At 59.4% G+C, this 19844-nt stretch carries 21 protein-coding genes; all 21 read right to left on the reverse strand.

The genetic code is table 11. The features are described from left to right. Positions 1–78: 78 nt before the first annotated feature. On the reverse strand, positions 79–1404 hold the full coding sequence (flhF, locus tag DU29_RS0112845; protein ID WP_028622076.1) for a flagellar biosynthesis protein FlhF: 1326 nt from the start codon (positions 1402–1404) through the stop codon (positions 79–81). A 12-nt stretch (positions 1405–1416) separates the two neighbouring features. Beyond that, positions 1417–3546, reverse strand: coding sequence for a flagellar biosynthesis protein FlhA (gene flhA / locus DU29_RS0112850; RefSeq protein WP_028622077.1), 2130 nt, complete (start codon positions 3544–3546; stop codon positions 1417–1419). Between the two features lie 257 nt (positions 3547–3803). Continuing rightward, the gene (gene flhB, locus DU29_RS0112855; RefSeq protein WP_028622078.1) at positions 3804–4943 is read right to left on the reverse strand and encodes a flagellar biosynthesis protein FlhB; all 1140 of its coding nucleotides are present in this window, start codon (positions 4941–4943) and stop codon (positions 3804–3806) included. A 3-nt stretch (positions 4944–4946) separates the two neighbouring features. Continuing rightward, complete coding sequence (gene fliR, locus DU29_RS0112860) at positions 4947–5732, reverse strand: flagellar biosynthetic protein FliR (protein WP_028622079.1); 786 nt, start codon at positions 5730–5732, stop codon at positions 4947–4949. Between the two features lie 3 nt (positions 5733–5735). After that, positions 5736–6005, reverse strand: coding sequence for a flagellar biosynthesis protein FliQ (gene fliQ, locus DU29_RS0112865; protein WP_028622080.1), 270 nt, complete (start codon positions 6003–6005; stop codon positions 5736–5738). Then, on the reverse strand, positions 6002–6760 hold the full coding sequence (fliP, locus tag DU29_RS0112870) for a flagellar type III secretion system pore protein FliP (protein ID WP_028622081.1): 759 nt from the start codon (positions 6758–6760) through the stop codon (positions 6002–6004). Before fliP ends, fliQ begins: the two co-directional genes overlap by 4 nt. Continuing rightward, positions 6760–7224 carry a flagellar biosynthetic protein FliO gene (gene fliO, locus DU29_RS0112875; RefSeq protein ID WP_028622082.1) on the reverse strand — a complete coding sequence of 155 codons (465 nt, stop codon included), beginning with the start codon at positions 7222–7224 and terminating at the stop codon, positions 6760–6762. Before fliO ends, fliP begins: the two co-directional genes overlap by 1 nt. Further along, entirely contained in the window at positions 7225–7683 is a 459-nt protein-coding gene (fliN, locus tag DU29_RS0112880; RefSeq protein ID WP_028622083.1) for a flagellar motor switch protein FliN, read from the reverse strand. Between the two features lie 69 nt (positions 7684–7752). After that, a complete protein-coding gene (gene fliM / locus DU29_RS0112885; RefSeq protein WP_028622084.1) occupies positions 7753–8721 on the reverse strand; it encodes a flagellar motor switch protein FliM in 969 nt (322 codons plus the stop codon). A 9-nt stretch (positions 8722–8730) separates the two neighbouring features. Next, the gene (gene fliL, locus DU29_RS0112890; protein WP_028622085.1) at positions 8731–9234 is read right to left on the reverse strand and encodes a flagellar basal body-associated protein FliL; all 504 of its coding nucleotides are present in this window, start codon (positions 9232–9234) and stop codon (positions 8731–8733) included. A 216-nt stretch (positions 9235–9450) separates the two neighbouring features. Then, a complete protein-coding gene (locus DU29_RS0112895; protein WP_028622086.1) occupies positions 9451–10818 on the reverse strand; it encodes a flagellar hook-length control protein FliK in 1368 nt (455 codons plus the stop codon). 70 nt (positions 10819–10888) lie between these two features. Beyond that, the gene (locus DU29_RS0112900; RefSeq protein WP_028622087.1) at positions 10889–11260 is read right to left on the reverse strand and encodes an Hpt domain-containing protein; all 372 of its coding nucleotides are present in this window, start codon (positions 11258–11260) and stop codon (positions 10889–10891) included. A 30-nt stretch (positions 11261–11290) separates the two neighbouring features. After that, positions 11291–13006 carry an ATP-binding SpoIIE family protein phosphatase gene (locus DU29_RS0112905; protein WP_033050465.1) on the reverse strand — a complete coding sequence of 572 codons (1716 nt, stop codon included), beginning with the start codon at positions 13004–13006 and terminating at the stop codon, positions 11291–11293. Further along, entirely contained in the window at positions 13003–13308 is a 306-nt protein-coding gene (locus DU29_RS0112910; protein WP_028622089.1) for an STAS domain-containing protein, read from the reverse strand. The genes DU29_RS0112905 and DU29_RS0112910 overlap by 4 nt, the downstream gene beginning before the upstream one ends. An 86-nt stretch (positions 13309–13394) precedes the next feature. After that, positions 13395–13844: a flagellar export protein FliJ gene (gene fliJ / locus DU29_RS0112915; RefSeq protein ID WP_028622090.1), complete on the reverse strand. Its 450-nt coding sequence runs from the start codon at positions 13842–13844 to the stop codon at positions 13395–13397. A gap of 6 nt (positions 13845–13850) precedes the next feature. Further along, positions 13851–15209: a flagellar protein export ATPase FliI gene (gene fliI / locus DU29_RS0112920; RefSeq protein ID WP_028622091.1), complete on the reverse strand. Its 1359-nt coding sequence runs from the start codon at positions 15207–15209 to the stop codon at positions 13851–13853. Beyond that, complete coding sequence (gene fliH / locus DU29_RS0112925) at positions 15199–16005, reverse strand: flagellar assembly protein FliH (RefSeq protein ID WP_028622092.1); 807 nt, start codon at positions 16003–16005, stop codon at positions 15199–15201. Before fliH ends, fliI begins: the two co-directional genes overlap by 11 nt. Before the next feature lie 7 nt (positions 16006–16012). After that, positions 16013–17032, reverse strand: a complete 1020-nt coding sequence (gene fliG / locus DU29_RS0112930; RefSeq protein ID WP_028622093.1) for a flagellar motor switch protein FliG — start codon at positions 17030–17032, stop codon at positions 16013–16015. Next, entirely contained in the window at positions 17025–18812 is a 1788-nt protein-coding gene (gene fliF, locus DU29_RS0112935) for a flagellar basal-body MS-ring/collar protein FliF (RefSeq protein ID WP_028622094.1), read from the reverse strand. The genes fliG and fliF overlap by 8 nt, the downstream gene beginning before the upstream one ends. Before the next feature lie 15 nt (positions 18813–18827). Then, on the reverse strand, positions 18828–19157 hold the full coding sequence (fliE, locus tag DU29_RS0112940) for a flagellar hook-basal body complex protein FliE (protein ID WP_028622095.1): 330 nt from the start codon (positions 19155–19157) through the stop codon (positions 18828–18830). Between the two features lie 129 nt (positions 19158–19286). Then, positions 19287–19844: helix-turn-helix domain-containing protein (locus tag DU29_RS0112945; RefSeq protein ID WP_028622096.1), on the reverse strand; the 558-nt coding region annotated here is incomplete at its 5' end.

Below are 19844 nucleotides of genomic sequence, written 5' to 3' on the forward strand. Positions count from 1 at the left end.
ATTACTGGCTGCGCGTTCACAAATGGAACAATGCATGGCAGACCATCGATGTAGGTACGAAAACTGTTCATTATCACCTCAGCCAACCCGCTTGGTCGGACTGTGGTAGAGGTCAGCGAACATGTCAGCCATGGCTTCTTCGCTGGGTTCTTCCTGCATTTGCACACTGACGGCGCGGCTGACCAGTTGATGACGGCGCGGCAGATGCAAATCATCCGGAATCCGCGGTCCGTCGGTCAGGTACGCCACCGGCAATTCATGACTGATGGCCAGGCTCAACACCTCGCCCAGGCTCGCCGTCTCATCCAGTTTAGTCAGAATGCAGCCAGACAGGCCGCAACGCTTGTAACTGTGATAAGCGGCGGTTAGAACCTGTTTCTGGCTGGTGGTTGCCAGGACCAGATAATTTTTTGATTTGATGCCACGACCGGCCAGGCTTTCGAGTTGCATGCGCAGTGCCGGATCGCTGGCCTGCAGGCCGGCGGTATCGATCAGCACTACACGTTTGCGCAGCAACGGCTCCAGCGCCTGCACCAGCGACTGGCCCGGATCAACGTGAGTGACCGACACGTTGAGAATCCGACCCAGCGTCTTCAGCTGTTCCTGGGCACCAATGCGATAGCTGTCCATGCTGACCAGCGCGATGCTCTGCGCGCCGTACTTGAGCACGTAACGGGCCGCGAGTTTGGCCAGCGTGGTGGTTTTGCCCATGCCGGCAGGGCCGACCATGGCAATCACACCGCCCTCTTCCAGAGGCTCGACGTCCGGGGTGGCGATCATTCGCGCCAGGTGCGCCAGCAACATGCGCCAGGCCTGACGAGGTTCTTCAATTCCGGTAATCATCTCGAGCAGATCGCGCGACAACGGGCCGGACAAGCCGATGCGTTGCAAGCGACGCCAGAGGTTGGCCTGCGCCGGACGGCTGCCCTGCAGCTGATTCCAGGCCAGCGAACCAAGTTGTACTTCCATCAGTTCGCGAAGGCTGTTGAGCTCGAAACGCATCGAGTCGAACGCCCGTGGATCAACACCGGTTGCGGCGGCAGGGGCCGGCGCAGGACGACGCGGTTCGGCCAGGGTCGGCTCGATCAGTGGCTCGGCGGCAGTCAACGGCAAACCGGCGAACAATTGGCGATTGGAAGTCTTCTCGCTCTCACCCTCGCCTCGCAGACTCAATTCGGCCTGGGCGTTGACGATCCGCGACTGGGTCTTGCGCAGTTCATCCTCGAGTTCCATGTTCGGAACACGCGGGGCCAGCGCCGACAGGGTGTAATCGAGGGCAGCCGTCAGCTCGACACCACCGGCAATCCGGCGATTGCCGATAATGGCCGCATCAGCGCCCAGCTCATCACGAACCAGTTTCATGGCCTGACGCATATCGGCGGCGAAAAAACGCTTAACTTGCATAAACCACTACCCTCAGCCGTTGGGCCCTACTGTCGCAACGATGGTCACTTGCTTGTTGTCAGGAATTTCCTGATAAGCCAACACATGCAAACCCGGGACTGCCAGTCGGCCAAATCGCGACAACATGGCGCGAACCGGACCGGCTACCAGCAGAATCACCGGTTGACCTTGCATTTCCTGACGCTGCGCGGCTTCGATCAACGAACGCTGCAGCTTCTCAGCCATGCTTGGCTCCAGCAGAACGCCCTCTTCCGAGCCTTGTCCCGCCTTCTGAAGACTATTGAGCAATATCTGTTCCAACCTTGGCTCCAGCGTGATAACTGGCAGCTCGGACTCAGTGCCTACAATGCTTTGGACGATTGCGCGGGATACACCGACCCGCACAGCGGCCACTAGCGCGGCAGTATCTTGACTCTTGGCGGCATTGTTGGCGATGGCTTCGGCAATGCTGCGGATGTCTCGCACGGGCACCTGCTCGGCCAGCAGCGCTTGCAGGACTTTAAGCAGCTGCGACAACGACACCACGCCAGGAACCAGCTCTTCTGCCAGTTTAGGCGAGCTTTTGGCCAGTAACTGCATGAGTTGCTGGACTTCTTCGTGGCCGATCAGCTCGCTGGAATGCTTGTACAAAATCTGGTTCAGGTGAGTGGCCACTACCGTACTGGCATCGACCACCGTGTAACCCAGCGATTGCGCCTGCGCACGCTGGCTGATTTCGATCCAGACCGCTTCCAGACCGAAAGCCGGATCTTTGGCGGTGATGCCATTGAGCGAGCCGTAGACCTGACCGGGATTGATCGCCAACTCGCGGTCCGGGTAAATCTCTGCTTCGGCGAGGATCACGCCCATCAATGTGAGACGGTACGCACTCGGTGCCAGGTCAAGGTTATCGCGGATGTGCACGGTTGGCATCAAAAAGCCCAGGTCCTGGGACAGCTTCTTGCGCACGCCCTTGATCCGCGCCAGCAACTGCCCACCCTGATTGCGATCCACGAGCGGAATCAGGCGATAGCCGACTTCCAGGCCGATCATGTCGATCGGTGTCACGTCGTCCCAGCCGAGTTCTTTGGTTTCTTGCGCGCGGGCCGGGGACGGCAGCAGTTCCTGCTGACGCTTGACGTCTTGCAGCGCTTGCACCCTGACCACGTTTTGCTTTTTCCAGAACAGGTAGGCGCCGCCCGCTGCGACAGCCGCCATGCTCAGGAAGGAAAAGTGCGGCATGCCGGGTACGATACCCATCACTGCCATGATGGCGGCTGCCACCGCCAGCGCTTTGGGGGAGGAGAACATCTGCCGATTGATCTGTTTGCCCATGTCCTCCGAACCGGAAGCACGGGTCACCATGATGGCGGCGGCCGTGGACAACAGCAGTGATGGCAATTGCGCCACCAAACCGTCACCGATGGTCAGCAACGCGTAGACCTTGCCGGCATCGCCGAAAGTCATGCCGTGCTGGAAGATCCCGACGGCTATGCCGCCAATCAGGTTGATGAACAGAATCAGCAAGCCGGCGATGGCATCACCGCGGACAAATTTGCTGGCACCGTCCATGGACCCGTAAAACTCGGCTTCCTGCGCGACTTCCGTCCGGCGCAGTTTTGCCTGGTTTTGATCAATCAGGCCAGCGTTGAGATCGGCGTCGATCGCCATTTGTTTGCCGGGCATTGCATCCAGGGTGAAGCGCGCGCTCACCTCGGAAATCCGTCCGGCACCCTTGGTCACCACGACGAAGTTGATGATCATCAGGATTGCGAAAACCACGATACCGACCACGTAGTTACCGCCGATGACCACTTCACCGAACGCCTGGATCACCTTGCCCGCAGACGCATGCCCGTCCTGACCGTGGAGCATGACCACGCGCGTCGACGCGACGTTCAGCGCCAGCCGCAACAACGTGGCGACCAGCAGAATGGTCGGAAACACTGCAAAGTCCAGCGGCCGCAAGGCATACACGCAGACCAGCAGGACAACAATCGACAACGCAATGTTGAACGTGAAAAACACGTCCAGCAGGAACGGCGGGATGGGCAGCATCATCATTGCCAGCATGACCAGCAGCAACAACGGCACACCCAGATTGCCTCGACTCAAGTCGGCAACGTTTGTGCGAGCAGTGTTGAATAACTGAGAGCGATCCACCAATTTTCCCCGTTCCTTTAAAGCAAACTTTTGACGCCCAAAGCAGGCGCAGGATCGCTACTGCAAGAAGCCTTCCAACTTTTGCAGAGTATTGGAACAGAGGGTTTGACCGGGGATTTGTGCTGACTGTGCCGACGTCATCGCGGGCAAGCCCGGCTCCCACAATGGACCGGGGTGTCTGCGAAATCCGTGGCCACCACAAAACCTGTGGGAGCCGGGCTTGCCCGCGATGGGGCCCGCGCGGATAACGCGAAACCTCAGGAATCGCGGCGCAGATCTGGCGGAATCGGCAGATCGTCCTTGAGCGGATCGGGGCGCTTGCCCTTACCTGCACGGTGCTGACGAATCTGGTAGACGTAGGCCAATACCTGAGCAACCGCCAGATACAGCCCGCCCGGTATTTCCTGGTCCAGTTCCGTGGAGTAATAAATCGAACGCGCCAAGGCCGGGGACTCCAGCAGCAGCACGTTATTGGCAACAGCGATTTCGCGGATTTTCAGCGCCAGGAAGTCACTGCCCTTGGCAACCAGCATCGGCGCGCCGCTCTTGTCCGGATCGTACTTGAGGGCCACTGCGTAATGCGTCGGGTTGGTGATGATCACGTCCGCCTCGGGAACTGCCGCCATCATCCGACGCTGGGACACTTCACGCTGCAACTGACGGATCCGCTGCTTGACCTCTGGCTTGCCCTCCTGGTCCTTGTGCTCGTCGCGCACTTCCTGCTTGGTCATCAGCAGTTTCTTGTGGCTTTCCCACAGTTGCACCGGCACGTCGACCGCCGCAATGATGATCAACCCGCAGGACATCCACAGCGTACTCCAGCCCACCACCTGCAAGCTGTGGATGATCGCCATGTCCAGCGGTTCATGGGCGATGCGCATCAGATCGTCGATATCGGCCGACAACACCATCATGGCCACGGCCAGGGTAATGATGAATTTGGCGAGCGCCTTCAGCAGTTCAGCCACGGCCTTGAAGGAAAACATGCGCTTGAGGCCGGACGCAGGGTTCATGCGGCTGAACTTCGGCGCCATTGACCCTGCCGCGAACAACCACCCGCCGAGGGAGATCGGGCCGATGATCGCAGCCAGCACCAGAGTGATCATGATCGGCTGAATCGCCAGCAACGCCATCAAACCCGAGCTCAGCAGGTACGTACCCATCGAGCGTTGATCGAGGATGACTTCTCGCGAAAGAGTGAAATTCTGCCGCATCAACTCCATCAGTTCCTGCGCCAGCGCGCCGCCGAATATCAGCAGCGCAGAGGAGCCGACCAGCATGATTGCCAGGGTATTGAGTTCTTTGGAGCGCGCAATCTCGCCTTTTTCCCGCGAGTCTTTCTTGCGCTTCTCGGTGGGGTCTTCTGTTTTGTCCGCGCCGCTTTCGCTCTCAGCCATAACTCAGCGCGCCTGTGCCAGTTCGCGTAAAAACTGCAAAGCCTCGGAGGCCAGCGGTTGATACTGATTGAGAATGTCCGCCAGGCCGACCCAGACGATAAACAGCCCGAGCACCAGCGTCAGCGGAAAGCCGATGGAGAAAATGTTCAGCTGCGGCGCCGCACGGGTCATGATGCCGAAAGCGATGTTGACCACCAGCAATGCAGTGATAGCCGGCAGCACAAGGAGCAGCGCAGAACCCAGCACCCAGCCCAGCTTGCCGGCCAGCTCCCAGAAATGATTGACCATCAGACCGCTGCCGACCGGCAACGTGGTGAAGCTTTCACTGAGCACTTCGAAGACCACCAGATGGCCGTTCATCGCTAGAAACAGCAAGGTCACCAGCATGGTAAAGAACTGGCCGATCACCGCTACTGATACGCCGTTTGTAGGGTCGACCATGGACGCGAAGCCCATGCCCATCTGGATCGCGACAATCTGCCCGGCCACCACAAAGGCGTGGAAGAACAGCTGCAGGGAAAACCCCAGCACTGCGCCAACCAGGATCTGTTCGGCGATCAACATCAACGCCGACAAGTCCAGCGCATTGACCGGTGGCATCGGCGGCAGGCCGGGAGCGATGACCACGGTGATTGCCAGCGCGAAGTACAGGCGCACGCGCGTCGGGACGAGCGTGGTACCAAAGATCGGCATCACCATCAGCAACGAACCAATGCGAAACAGCGGCAACATGAACGTTGCCACCCAGGTACTGATCTGGGTATCGGTCAGTTGCAGCAGCGATTCCATGGTCTAGCCGATGACCCGCGGAATATTGCCGTACAACTGCAGGATGTATTCCATGAAGGTTTGCACCAGCCAGGGACCGGCGACGATCAGCGTGACCAGCATCACCAGCAGACGCGGGAGAAAGCTCAGCGTCTGTTCGTTGATCTGGGTGGCGGCCTGGAACATTGCGACCATCAAGCCCACCAACAGACTCGGAATCACCAGGACCGCCACTATCACAGTGGTCAGCCACAGCGCTTCACGAAAGATGTCGACCGCAACTTCCGGCGTCATGGTGAAACACCTCCAAAGCTGCTCGCCAAGGTGCCGATGATCAACGCCCAGCCATCCACCAGCACGAACAACATGATCTTGAACGGCAGGGAAATGATCAGCGGCGAGAGCATCATCATACCCATGGCCATCAACACGCTGGCGACAACCAGGTCGATGATCAGGAACGGAATGAAGATCATGAAACCGATCTGGAACGCGGTCTTCAGTTCAGAGGTGACGAACGCCGGTACAAGGATGGTCAACGGTGCCTGATCCGGTGTAGCGATGTCGGTGCGCTTGGACAAGCGCATGAATAGCTCGAGATCGCTGCTGCGTGTTTGCGCGAGCATGAAGTCTTTGATCGGTACCTGCGCTTTGGCAACGGCGTCCTGAGCCGAAAGTTTTTCCGCCAGATACGGCTGCAAGGCATCCTGATTAACCCGGTCGAATACCGGCGCCATGATGAACAACGTCAGGAACAACGCCATGCCGGTGAGGATCTGGTTTGACGGCGTCTGCTGCAAGCCCAGCGCCTGACGCAGGATCGAGAAAACAATGATGATCCGCGTGAAGCTGGTCATCAGCATGACGAACGCCGGAATAAAACTCAGCGCAGTCATGATCAGCAGAATCTGCAGACTGACCGAATATTCCTGAGCGCCCTCGGCATTGGTGCCCAGGGTGATTGCCGGAATCGACAATGGATCGGCGGCGTAAACCAGCGGCGCGGCCAGCATCAAGGCCAGCGTCAAGATGATGCGGAGCGCAGCCATTACTTCTTATCCTTATGATCCTTGCCCATCAGCTCCATCAGGCGCTGGGCGAACTCGGGGGTCGCTTTTTCATTTCCGCTCGGCACTTCGACCGGCTCTTTGAGCACGTGCAAGGCGGTAATGGTGCCAGGACTCAAACCAAGCAGAATCTGCTCGTTACCGACCTGTACCAGCATCAGTCGATCACGCGGACCGAGTGCGCGAGAGCCGATCAGTTCGATCACCTGCCCTTTGCCCGCCGGCCCGGCCTGCTGAACCCGGCGCAGCAGCCAGGCGAGGAAGAAAATCAGCCCCAGCACCAACAACAGACCGAGCACCAGCTGTGTCAGTTGGCCCGCCACCCCGCCGCCGACAGCAGGCGCGGCAGCAGCTGTCGCGGCGGCCGTGGCCACAGGCTCTGCTGCCAGAATGCCAAACGGCACCAGCAGCGCGAGAGCAAGCACACACACTAGAACCTTTTTCACTCAGCGCAGCTTCTTGATGCGTTCGCTTGGGCTGATCACGTCAGTCAGGCGAATGCCGAACTTTTCGTTGACCACCACCACTTCACCGTGGGCGATCAATGTGCCGTTGACCAGCACATCGAGCGGCTCGCCGGCCAGACGATCGAGTTCGATCACCGAGCCCTGGTTGAGCTGCAACAAGTTACGGATGTTGATGTCGGTGCTGCCCACTTCCATGGAAATCGACACCGGGATATCGAGGATCACATCCAGGTTCGGACCGTCGAGCGTGACCGGATCGTTGTTTTTCGGCACGCTGCCGAATTCTTCCATCGGCAGGCGATTGGACGGTGAACTCGCGGCATCAGCGGCCAACAAAGCATCGATGTCGTCCTGCCCGCCGTCGCCCGACTCTTCCAAAGCCGCAGCCCATTCATCGGCCAGCGCCTGGTCGTCCTGGGTATTCATGTCGTTAGCCATCATTTGTCCTCGGCGTGCAACTGCTCAATTCGAAACAGTCATTTTGCAAATAGGGGGTTGGAGCGCCGGTCAGCGGCGCTCGATCGGCTCGATCACTTGCAACGCAAGGTGGCCTTTGTGCGAGCCCATCTTGACCTTGAAGGCCGGTACGCCATTGGCGCGCATGATCATTTCTTCGGGCATTTCCACCGGGATAATGTCGCCCGGCTGCATGTGCAGGATGTCCCGCAGGCGCAACTGACGACGGGCAACCGTGGCACCGATCGGCACGTCGACGTCGAGTACGTCCTGACGCAACGCGTTGACCCAGCGCTCGTCCTGATCGTCGAGGTCCGACTGGAAGCCGGCGTCGAGCATTTCGCGCACTGGCTCGATCATCGAATACGGCATGGTCACGTGCAGGTCACCGCCACCGCCGTCGAGTTCGATGTGGAACGTCGAGACCACAACGGCTTCGCTCGGGCCGACGATGTTGGCCATGGCCGGGTTCACTTCCGAGTTGATGTACTCGAAGTTGACTTCCATGATCGCCTGCCAGGCCTCCTTCAAATCGACGAAGGCCTGCTCAAGCACCATGCGTACTACGCGCAACTCGGTCGGGGTGAATTCACGCCCTTCGATCTTGGCGTGACGGCCGTCGCCACCGAAGAAGTTGTCCACCAGTTTGAACACCAGTTTGGCGTCGAGGATGAACAGCGCGGTGCCGCGCAACGGCTTGATCTTGACCAGGTTGAGACTGGTCGGCACGTACAGCGAGTGCACGTACTCGCCAAATTTCATCACCTGCACACCGCCGACGGCAACGTCCGCCGAACGACGCAACATGTTGAACATGCTGATGCGGGTGTAGCGGGCGAAACGTTCGTTGATCATTTCCAGGGTCGGCATGCGTCCCCGGACGATGCGATCCTGGCTGGTCAGGTCGTAGCTTTTGACGCTGCCCGGTTCGGCAGCGTTATCGGTCTGTACCAGACCATCGTCGACACCATGCAATAGCGCATCGATCTCATCCTGGGACAGCAGGTCTTGCACGGCCATGTCGTGTTCCTACTGCAGTACGAAATTAGTGAAAAGCAACTGTTCGATGGCCACTTTGCCGAGTTCTTTCTGCGCCACTTCCTGGACGCTGGCCGTCGCTTTCTGGCGCAACATTTCCTGGCCCACGGGCGATGCGAGTGTGGCGAAGTCCTGTCCGGAGAACAGCATCACGAGGTTGTTGCGAATGACCGGCATGTGCACTTTCAGCGCATCAAGGTCAGCCTGATTGCGCCCTTGCATAGTGATGCTGACTTGCATGTAGCGCTGACGACCGCTCTGGTTGTAATTGGCCACGAAGGCCGGCGCCATGGGCTCGAAAACGGCTGCCTGCTTGCCGACCGGGGCGGTTTCTGCCGCTGCGTCAGGCTTGCTCTGAGCGCCCTGCATGAAGAACCACGTCGCTCCCACGGACAAGCCGATCGCCAGCAGCAAGGCCACCACAATCAAAATGATCAGCTTGAGTTTGCCTTTGGTTGCGGGGTCTTTTACTGCTGCTGTTTCGATCTTCGCCATGCCAATAATCCGTCACTATTCGGGTTTTCACAGTTGCACGGCAAGGCAAGAGCAAGTGTTATGCCAGAAGTGTCTGGGAGAAGATTGGAGGGACAAACCCTGAACCAAATGTGGGAGCGAGCCCGCTCGCGAATGCGGCTTGACAGTCAACAGAGGTGTTGAATGCAAAACCGTCTTCGCGAGCAGGCTCGCTCCCACAGGAGGATGTGCTTTGCCTCAGGCGTAATAATCAACGACGCTGGAACCGATCACGCTGGAGGTCGCAGCCGCCACCTCGGCAACCGTCGGCAAAGGCTCGTCATCCACCGAATCCAGGCGACCGCCATTGGCGCTGGTTCGACCAGACTGACTCTGCTGAGCCTGTTCCTGCCCTTGCTGCGAACCGCGCGACTGATCGGACACATTGACATCGACCTGGCCCATGCCCTGCTGCGCAAACATGTCACGCAAGCGGTGCATCTGGCTGTCCAGCGCTTCGCGAACACTCGGATGGGCACTCATGAACGTCACTTGGGTCTGCTGATCCGGAACCATGTTGACCCGGATATCGAGGCGACCCAGTTCAGCCGGCTGCAACTGAATATCCGCCGCCTTGAGATTGACGCTGGACAGGTACATGACCCGGTTTACCACTTCCTCAGTCCAGCCGCTCTGGTTCATGGTGATCGGTTGATTGACCGGCACGGCGTTGGCGGTTTTCGGCGTGGCGGCTTGCGTCAGCGCCGCCAGACGGTTGGCGAAGTCGTCAACGCGAGTATCGCTGGTCGCCGATTTCAAGTCCTTGAGACCATCATCAATCAAGCCACTGAAAGCTTTCTCACCGCGCTCACTGCTGCCGCCCTGGCCCGCCTGCACATCGAGCATACCTGCCATGCCGGCGGAAAAATTCTGCGCCGCTGTGGTTTCGCCGTCAGCCTGGGCCTGAGCGGAGACCGCAGCAGCCTTTGGCTGAGCCTGACTGCTCGCGGAAATATGCCCACCCTGCTCCATCGCCATGCGTAGGGCCGGCAAAGCGTCGAGTGGATCGGCCTCAGGATCGAATTCGCCTTCGCCTGCAGACGCCTGCGTCAGCGCAGCCGCAGGTGCTGCCGTTAGGGCCGCATCGACAGCGGTTTGCGCAGGCGTCGCGACGACAGCCTCCGGCACAGCGGGGGCCGGAGTCGTTATTTGCAATTCGGTTGATAATAACGGATCGACAGCGGGGTCTACCGGCGCGGCATCGGCGACCGGCGCCGCATCCGGATCCGCATCCGATGCGTCCTCGCTCACTGCCCTGTCATCGGACGGCGCCGGTTTCTCGGCGGGCAAGGATTTGCCGCTATCGGCAACGGCGGCGTCCGGCGCGGCAGACTTGTCATTGCCGACATCCTTGCGATTCGGGGCGTCGGGAGTCTTGTCCCGTACAGGTTTCACCGGCGCATCCGCTGTGGCAACAGGCTTGCTCTGGCCTTGTCTGGCATACACCTGAGAGAAGCTGGACGCCTTGTCCCCGGGCTCAGCAGGCTGCGCCGACAACTTGGCGGAGGCCGCTTGAATTTTGGCCTGTGCGGCGGCCTGAAGCAAAATATTTTGGGTGACGGGCATGAAACGCTCTCCGCTGCACTGGGATCGAAGGTACAGATGCGAAGATCACTGCAAGGTTTGAGCCAGCATTTCAGTGAGGACGCTGAGGGTCCCCCGGTTCGGCGCGGGAACGTTTGAGTTCAGCTTCATAGAGAGGACGGATAATGTCGAACTCGTTGTTGATTTCAACAATCAGCGTCTTGATAACTTCAAGGGGGACGTGATGAACCCTTTGCTCAAGCGCACTGCACAGCTCAGCGAGGTGAATGGCGCCCATGTTGCTGCTGCTGCCCTTGAAACTGTGAGCGGCAGCGCCCACTGATTCAGCCGTGTCGGCATTGCGCAAGACGTGCAGGCGCTCTTCGGAATCAGAGAGAAAGATATCCAGCAAAATCGGATAGTCATCCTCCATGACCTCATGCAACGCGGTTAACACGTTGTGGTCCAGATGTCTGTCAGCCACTTGCTCACTCCTTGATCAAGAATGCGTGGATTATGCCTCAGCGTCCCAGAAAAACTCTACGCGGGCGCTTCGACCATCGTCGGACCAACTCGCGCCATGGCTGAGTTGGCGGATCACGCTCACTCCCCTTCCCGACAGACGGACATCATCGAGCGGACGCGCCAGGACTCGCTCGACGTCAAAGCCTTTGCCGCTGTCGTCGACGCGAATGACCAGACAACCGCCATCGCCTCTCGGCGACACTTCCAGATGCACCCGGACATAGCCATTCTGCAGCGCATCAAGACGTGAGTTGCGCTGTTGATAATAGAGGGCAAAACCCGCGGCATCGCGTTTGAGACTGGAGTCCAGACCTAACACGCCATGCTCCAGAGCGTTGGAATACAGCTCCGCGAGCACACTGTAAAGTGCACCGCTCTGCGAGCGCAGGCCATGAACTTCCAACAACAATTGCAGCATGTAAGGCAACGGATTGAAGCGTTTGAGCGTGGCCGCGCGAAACTCGAAGCTTACCGACCAGTCCAGAGGTGAGGACTGGCCGCTGTCCGAGTAGACCAGCGGCGGCGGGGTGAACTGCGCAGGTTCCAGCAGACAGACTTCGACCATACTGACATCGTCGCGCGCTTCACCGCGGAAATCGCGCAATGCCTGCTCAATGTCTTCGAACAGCTGGTCGGGCTGACGATTTGCCGCAAAAACCTGCTGCAAGCGCTCCACGCCGAACAACTGCTCGTTGGCATCGCTGGTGTCGATCACTCCGTCGGACAGCAAAAAAACCCGATCGCCAGGCGCCATGGGAAAAACTTCGGTGCTATCGGCGAAAGCTTCCGCACTCAGTACGCCCAGCGGTAAATGCCGAGACACCAACGGCGTTCGCTCACCATTGGCGATCGTGTGCAAATAACCGTCCGGCATGCCGCCGTTCCACACTTCCAGTGAGCGTCGCTGAAAATTCAAACACAACAGCGTTGCACAGCAGAACATGTCCACCGGCAGGATACGCTTGAGCTTGGCATTCATCTCACGCAGGGTTTCCGCCAAACCGTAGCCCTTGGCAGTCATGCCGTAGAACACTTCCGCCAGAGGCATGGCACCCACTGCGGCCGGCAAACCATGGCCGGTGAAATCGCCGAGCAGCACATGCATGTGCCCGGCAGGCGTGAAGGCTGCCAGCAGGAGGTCGCCGTTGAACAGCGCATAAGGCGATTGCAGATAGCGAATATTGGGAGCGCTAAGGCAACCAGAATGGGCTACTTTATCGAAGACCGCCTTGGCCACGCGCTGTTCATTGAGCAAGTAATCATGATGTCGGGCGATCTGGTCACGCTGCTGCAGCACGGTCTCCTGCAAGCGCCGCAAGCGATCCATCGCCTTGATCTTGGCAGCCAGGATCACCAGGTTGTACGGCTTCGCCAGAAAGTCGTCGCCACCGGCTTCAAGACAACGGGCCAGAGCCTCGCTTTCGCTCAACGACGTGAGGAAGATGATCGGCACCAGGGTTTCCCCGGCCAGCGCCTTGATCTGCCGCGCAGCTTCAAAGCCGTCCATCACCGGCATCATGGCGTCCATCAACACCAGTTGCGGACGCTGCTGACGAAACGCTTCAACCGCCTCGGCTCCATTGGCAGCCGTCAGCACTTCATGACCCTGACGACGGACAATGCTCGACAGCAGCAGGCGATCGGCGGCGCTGTCTTCGGCGATGAGGATCGTCAGCGGCTCGAGCGAGGATTGCACAGCGGTCATGCTACGTCGAAGATCTGTTCGAAATTAGAAATGGCGAGAATCTTACGCACATCGGCGTTGGCGTGAGTAAGCGTGATTTCGGCATTTTCGCCGCCGGCGTGATCACGTAATAACAACAGCATGCCGAGGGCGGAACTGTCGAGATAGGTGGCGCCCTTCAGGTCAACTTCGAAATATTCGGGTTTTGGTTCAAGATTCTCGTAGGACTCACGAAATTCCTGATGCGTGGTGAAATCGAATCGTCCCTTGATCGATATCGTCAGCTTTTTCCCATCCTGGGAAGTTTCGGTTTGAACTGACATTGAACGGCTTCCTTGTCATTGATGAATATGTTTGTACAAGGTTTAGCATTTGACGCGGATGGCGGCAAGGCTGACGGCTTACTGATTCAAAACTCATCCCTGCGCGGCAACCGCTGCGACAATTCGTCCAGCAGCTTCTGCTCGCGCCTGTCCTCCAGCGCCCGCGCTTCATCGGTGTAACGCTGGACCAGTTTGCGCAACCCTTCGACCCGGGCGAACGCTTGCTGCCAGGTGTCACGCGCCTTATTGAGATTGTTCTGGTGCCAGGCCAGGCTCTGGCGTTGCTGATCGATGGCGATGCCCAGCTGCGCGAGAAAGCCTTGATAGCCCAACAGCCACTGACCGGAAACACCGCTGCTGCCGCGCACGATCCACTGTTCCTGATAATCGAGACGGAACGCCTCAAGGTCAGCCAGTTTGCTTTCAGCCAAACGCACCTGCCCTTGGAAATGCCCCAGGCGCTGAACAGCGGTCTTCTCGGCCTTTTCAGCCATTTCGACCACCGGCGCCAGGCGAGCTGCCCGACTCTGCGCCATGATCGATTAACCGCCGGCCGCGGGCGCGAAGATCGAGCCGAGATAGGCTTCGCTCTCACCCAGGCTGATGCTGTCGTTCAAACCCTGCCGCAGGTATTTGACCAGCTGCGGATGCAGGGCAATCGCCAGATCAGTCTCGCGGTCACCGCCGGGGACGTAGGCGCCCACGCTGATGAGGTCGCGGCTTTGCTGGTAGCGCGACCACAATTGTTTGAAATACTGAGCGCGGTTCATGTGTTCCTGCGTGACCACCGACGGCATGACCCGGCTGATCGACGCTTCGATATCAATGGCCGGGTAATGACCTTCTTCGGCCAGGCGGCGAGACAACACGATGTGGCCGTCGAGCACGCCTCGCGCCGAATCGGCGATCGGGTCCTGCTGATCATCACCTTCAGACAAAACGGTGTAAAAGGCAGTGATCGAACCGCCGCCCTTCTCGGCGTTACCGGCGCGCTCCACCAGTTTTGGCAATTTGGCGAACACCGATGGCGGATACCCTTTGGTCGCTGGCGGTTCACCGATGGCCAAGGCGATTTCCCGCTGGGCCTGGGCAAATCGGGTCAGCGAATCCATGAGCAACAACACGTTCTTGCCCTTATCGCGGAAATACTCGGCAATGCGTGTGCAGTACATCGCAGCGCGCAGGCGCATCAACGGCGCATCATCCGCTGGGGACGCAACGACCACGGCGCGCTTGAGGCCTTCTTCACCAAGGCTGTGCTCAATGAATTCCTTGACTTCGCGACCGCGCTCACCGATCAGGCCGACCACAATAATGTCGGCCTCGGTGAAGCGCGTCATCATGCCCAACAGTACGCTCTTGCCGACGCCGGTACCGGCGAACAGGCCAAGACGCTGGCCGCGCCCCACCGTCAACAGGCCGTTGATCGAGCGAATACCCACGTCCAGCGGTTCGCTGATCGGGTGGCGTTTGAGCGGGTTGATGGTCGGGCCGTCCATCGGCACCCAGTCTTCGGCTTTCATTCCGCCTTTGCCGTCCAGCGCGCGACCGGCACCATCCAGCACCCGACCGAGCATGCTCATGCCCATCGGCAGTCGCCCTGTGTCGGCCAGCGGTACCACGCGAGCGCCCGGGGCGATGCCGGCGACGCTGCCAACCGGCATCAGGAATACCTTGCTGCCGGAAAAGCCCATGACTTCGGCTTCCACTTCAACCGGGTGATAACTGTCGTCATTGATGACCATGCAGCGGCTGCCCATGGCGGCACGCAAGCCTTCGGCCTCAAGGGTCAAGCCGACCATACGCAGCAAGCGACCTTCGAGAATCGGCGCGCCGGCCAGTTCAGTCGCCTCGGCATACGTACCCAGGCGCTTGGCGAAGCTGGTGCGATCAAGGCGCATCGGGATCGTTCGCTACTGGCTCGGCGACCGGCTTGGTTTCGATCGGCAATTCAAGGCTTATGTCGGGCGCGGACGGGTTCAGGGACTGTTCGTGCATTTGATCGAACAACTTGTCCATAACGCGGGCGACGCGGGTTTCCACCGTGGCGTCGATGCGGCTGTGCTCGGTTTCAACCCGGCAGCCACCAGGCAGCAAGGCTTCATCCTCGACAATGCGCCAGGTTTCCTCGTGACGCTCGCGCAGGGCTTTAACCTGTTCGAAATCCTGCGGATTGATGAACAGACGCACGTTATTCACGCCCAACGGCAACAGCTTGAGCGCGTCACGCATGACGCTTTCGATCTGCGTCGAGTCGATGGCCAGTTCCCGCTGAATCACCTGTTTGGTGACGTGCTGCACGAGGTCCACCAGCGACCGCTCAATCAGCGTGTCCTGCTCGGCGATCGGTTCGAACAGATGAGCCATCAGCTCCTCAAGCGCGGCAATCTTGGTTGCCAAAGCGGCTTCCGCTTCCTGACGAACCTTCAACGTGGTGCTATGAAAACCTTCTTTCTCGCCCACCGCGAAGCCTTCGTTGTAGGCCTCCTGACGAATGCTTTCGAGTTCTTCGAGGGTCAGTGGCTGGACTTCTTCCAGCGGCACTTCCTCCATCTCCGGCGGCTCGGGCTCGAGCTCCAGTTCCGGCTCGGGTTCAGGCACATGCGGATCGAAGCTTGGCAGCGACCAGATATCGAAACCACCGACATCCTTGGCACGGATCAGGTCGGTTTGGGACTCATCGTGTTTGGTCGACATAGTGAATTTAGATCATCTCTTCGCCGCCCTTCCCGCCGAGAACGATTTCTCCGGCTTCGGCCATACGGCGAGCAATGGTGAGGATTTCTTTCTGTGCGGTTTCCACGTCGCTGACGCGCACCGGGCCTTTCGCCTCGAGGTCGTCGCGCAGCAGCTCGGCCGCTCGTTTGGACATGTTCTTGAAGATCTTTTCCTTGACGCCTTCGTCGGAGCCTTTGAGGGCCAGCACCAGCACATCGGAGGAGACTTCGCGCAACAGCGCCTGGATGCCGCGGTCGTCGACGTCGGCGAGGTTGTTGAACACGAACATGAGGTCTTCGATCTGACCGGACAGGTCTTCGTCGACTTCGCGGATCGAATCCATCAGCTGACCTTCGATCGAGCTGTCGAGGAAGTTCATGATATCGGCCGCACGCTTGATGCCACCCAGGGTGGTGCGCGAGGCGTTCGAGTTGCCGGAGAACTGCTTCTCGAGAATCTGGTTGAGTTCTTTAAGCGCAGCTGGCTGGACGGTGTTCAGCGACGAGACGCGCAGGATAATGTCCAGACGCACCTTGTGGTCGAAATTGCCGAGTACTTCGCCAGCCTGATCCGGGTCGAGATACGCCACCACGATCGCCTGAATCTGCGGGTGCTCGTAACGGATCACGTCGGCCACGGCGCGCGGCTCCATCCACTTCAGGCTGTCGAGACCGCTGGTGTTGCCGCCTAATAGGATACGATCGATCAGGCCGTTGGCTTTGTCTTCGCCCAGCGCCTGCGTGAGCATTTTGCGCACGTAGTCGTCGGAGCCGACGCCCAGACTGGTCTGATCGCCGACGATGTCGACGAACTCGCTCATCACCTGTTCGACCTGCTCGCGGTGCACGTTACCCATTTGGGCCATGGCCACGCCGACACGCTGGACCTCTTTGGGCCCCATGTGGCGCAACACCTGGGCAGCATCGGTCGAACCCAGCGACAGCAGCAGGATCGCGGCCTTGTCGACTTTGGTCAGTTTTTCGGCAGCGACTCGGTTATCACTCATCTGCGTTAATCCACTCTTTCACGACCTGGGCCACACGACCCGGATCTTCTGCCACCAGACTCTTGATTGCATTCAACTGCGCGTCATAGCCTTCGCTTGGGCTCGGCAACAGAATGCTCTGCGGGCCGCCGAGGCTGACGCGGTCGTTGGCCAGTTCACCGTCAAGGCCGCCCATGCCACCGAGCTCGACGTCGCTGCCGATGCCGGCCAGCTGCTTGCCTTTGCCGCCACCGGTGATGTTGTTGAGCACCGGACGCAGTACACCGAACACCAGCACCAGAATGAACAACACACCCAGCACTTGCTTGACGATGTCCCAGAACCACGGCTGGGAGTAGAACGGAATGTCGGCGATCACCTCACCGCGCTCGGCGGAGAACGGCATGTTGATCACGCTGACACTGTCGCCACGGCTGGCATCGAAACCAACGGCGTCCTGCACCAGACGCGTGAAGCGTGCCAGCTCGTCAGCGGTCCACGGCGCGCGGCTGGTTTCGCCGTTGGCCGCGTTGACTTTGACCTGATCGTCGACAACTACCGACACCGACAGGCGATTCAAACGGCCCTGCTGTTGTTTGGTGTGGCTGATGGAACGGTCGAGCTCGAAGTTCTTGGTGGACTGCTGACGCTTGTCCGCCGGGTACGGTGCGAGCATTGGCTGGCCGGTGGCCGGGTCCATGACCTGTTGACCGTTGGCGTCCAGCAGCGGCTGGCCTGGCTGCACCATACCGGCCGCCGCCGTAGCACCACCGGTGGTTTGCGGCGCCGAGGCCGGCGCTGGCGGCTGATTGCTCAGTGCGCCCGGAATGCCTTGCGGACCATTACTGGTGGTGCGTTGTTCGTTGACCGACTGCTCGCTGCGCAACGCCGGCTGATCCGGGTTGAACTGCTCGGAGGTCGACTCGACGGCGCTGAAATCGACGTCAGCCGAGACTTCAGCTTTGTAGCGATCGTTGCCCAACACCGGCTGCAGAATGTTGTGCACGCGCTGGGTCAGCATGCTTTCCATGCGACGGCTGTAATCGAATTGCTTGCCGGCCATCGTCAGTTCGGAGTTCTCCGCCTGATCCGATAACAGGTTGCCCTTCTGGTCGACGACGGTAATCTGCGATTTGCTCAGCTCAGGCACGCTGGTTGCGACCAGGTTGATGATCGCCACCACCTGACCCGGCTCCAGCGAACGGCCGGAATACAGTTCGACCAGAACCGACGCGCTTGGCTTGCGCTCGTCGCGCACGAACACCGAGCTTTTCGGGATGGCCAGGTGCACCCGCGCACCCTTGACGTTGTTCAGGCTGGAAATGGTCCGCGCCAGTTCGCCTTCAAGGCCGCGACGATATCGCGTCGCCTCCATGAACTGGCTGGTGCCCAGGCCCTGCTCCTTGTCGAGGATCTCGAAACCGATGTTGCCATCGCTGGGAGTGACACCAGCGCCCGCGAGTTTGAGCCGCGCACGGGACAGGTCTTCGGCCTTGACCAGCAAGGCGCCGGAGTTAGGTTCGACGGTGTAAGGAATATCAGCGGCGGCCAGGGTGTCCATGACCTGTTTGGCGTCCATACCGGCAAGGCTGCCGTACAACGGGCGGTAGTCCGGTTGCTGCGACCACAACACGACGGCGAAGCCAATTGCCACGCTCGCAGCCAGGCCGACCAACAGGCCTACCTGACGCAACATGGTCATCTCGGAGAGGTTTTCCAGGAAGGACAAACCGAACAGCGGCGCTTTGCCGTCTATCGGAGTGGACTTGGCCGGAACATTATCGGCGGCTGCATCTGCCATGACTCAATCTCGTCCTTATACCGGCATCTGCATGATGTCTTGGTAAGCCTGAACCAGTTTGTTACGCACCTGGGTCAGCGCTTGAAAAGACACACTGGCTTTCTGCGAGGAAATCATCACGTCCGTCAGGTCGACGCCGCTTTTGCCGATCTCGAAGGCGGAGGCCAACTGACTGGACGCTTGCTGGGTTTCGCTGACTTTATTCACGGCCTGACCGAGCATGTCGGAAAAGCTGCTGCCACTCAATTCAGGGACGGCGGCAGTCGACTTAGGCGCAGACATGGCATCCATTTGCATGGCCCGCATGTCCAGCATCAATCGATTGAATTCAATACCTTGGCTCATGATCTGCTCTCTTTGGCGACCCGCAATTTTTTGACACTCACTCGGCGGGTAATGAGGTGTTAGCAAGACCGGTGCCAGCTCGATGGCAGCGCTGAACAAAAGGCCTGCGGGACATTGTCGCAGCCCTCGTCAGGTGGCGAACAGATACGCTTCCACATCCATCCCGGCGTCGCGCATTTGCGCCAGTTTGTAACGCAGAGTGCGCGGACTGATGCCCAGCCGCTCGGCCGCTTCCTTGCGCCGACCACGCTCGGCGCGCAGGGTGTCGATGATCATCTGGAATTCGCGACGACGCAGGTCATCGCCCAGCGCCCCGGCAGGTTCAGACTCGGCTTGCAGCGCACCCATCGATGCCGGCGCGACTGGCGACAGAGGTGCAAAGATGACTGGCCCGGTAAGGCAGAAGTCCTGTGGCTGGATCAAACCACCCTGCTGCAGGATGAGCGCGCGCTGAATGGCGTTATCCAGTTCGCGCACATTGCCAGGCCATGGGTAACTAATCAGACATGCCTGTGCCGCGGGCGATAATTTGGCTGCCGCATGCTTCATTTTATTGACGTGCTTGTTCAAAAGCCGCTCTGCCAGCGGCAGGATATCGGCGGTGCGCTCGCGTAATGGCCGCCAGGCGAGCGGGAACACCGAGAGCCGGTAGTAGAGATCTTCACGGAATCGCCCCGCCGCCACTTC

Origin of the sequence: Pseudomonas sp. Ant30-3, from assembly GCF_000690905.1 — a bacterium.
Taxonomy (GTDB): domain Bacteria; phylum Pseudomonadota; class Gammaproteobacteria; order Pseudomonadales; family Pseudomonadaceae; genus Aquipseudomonas.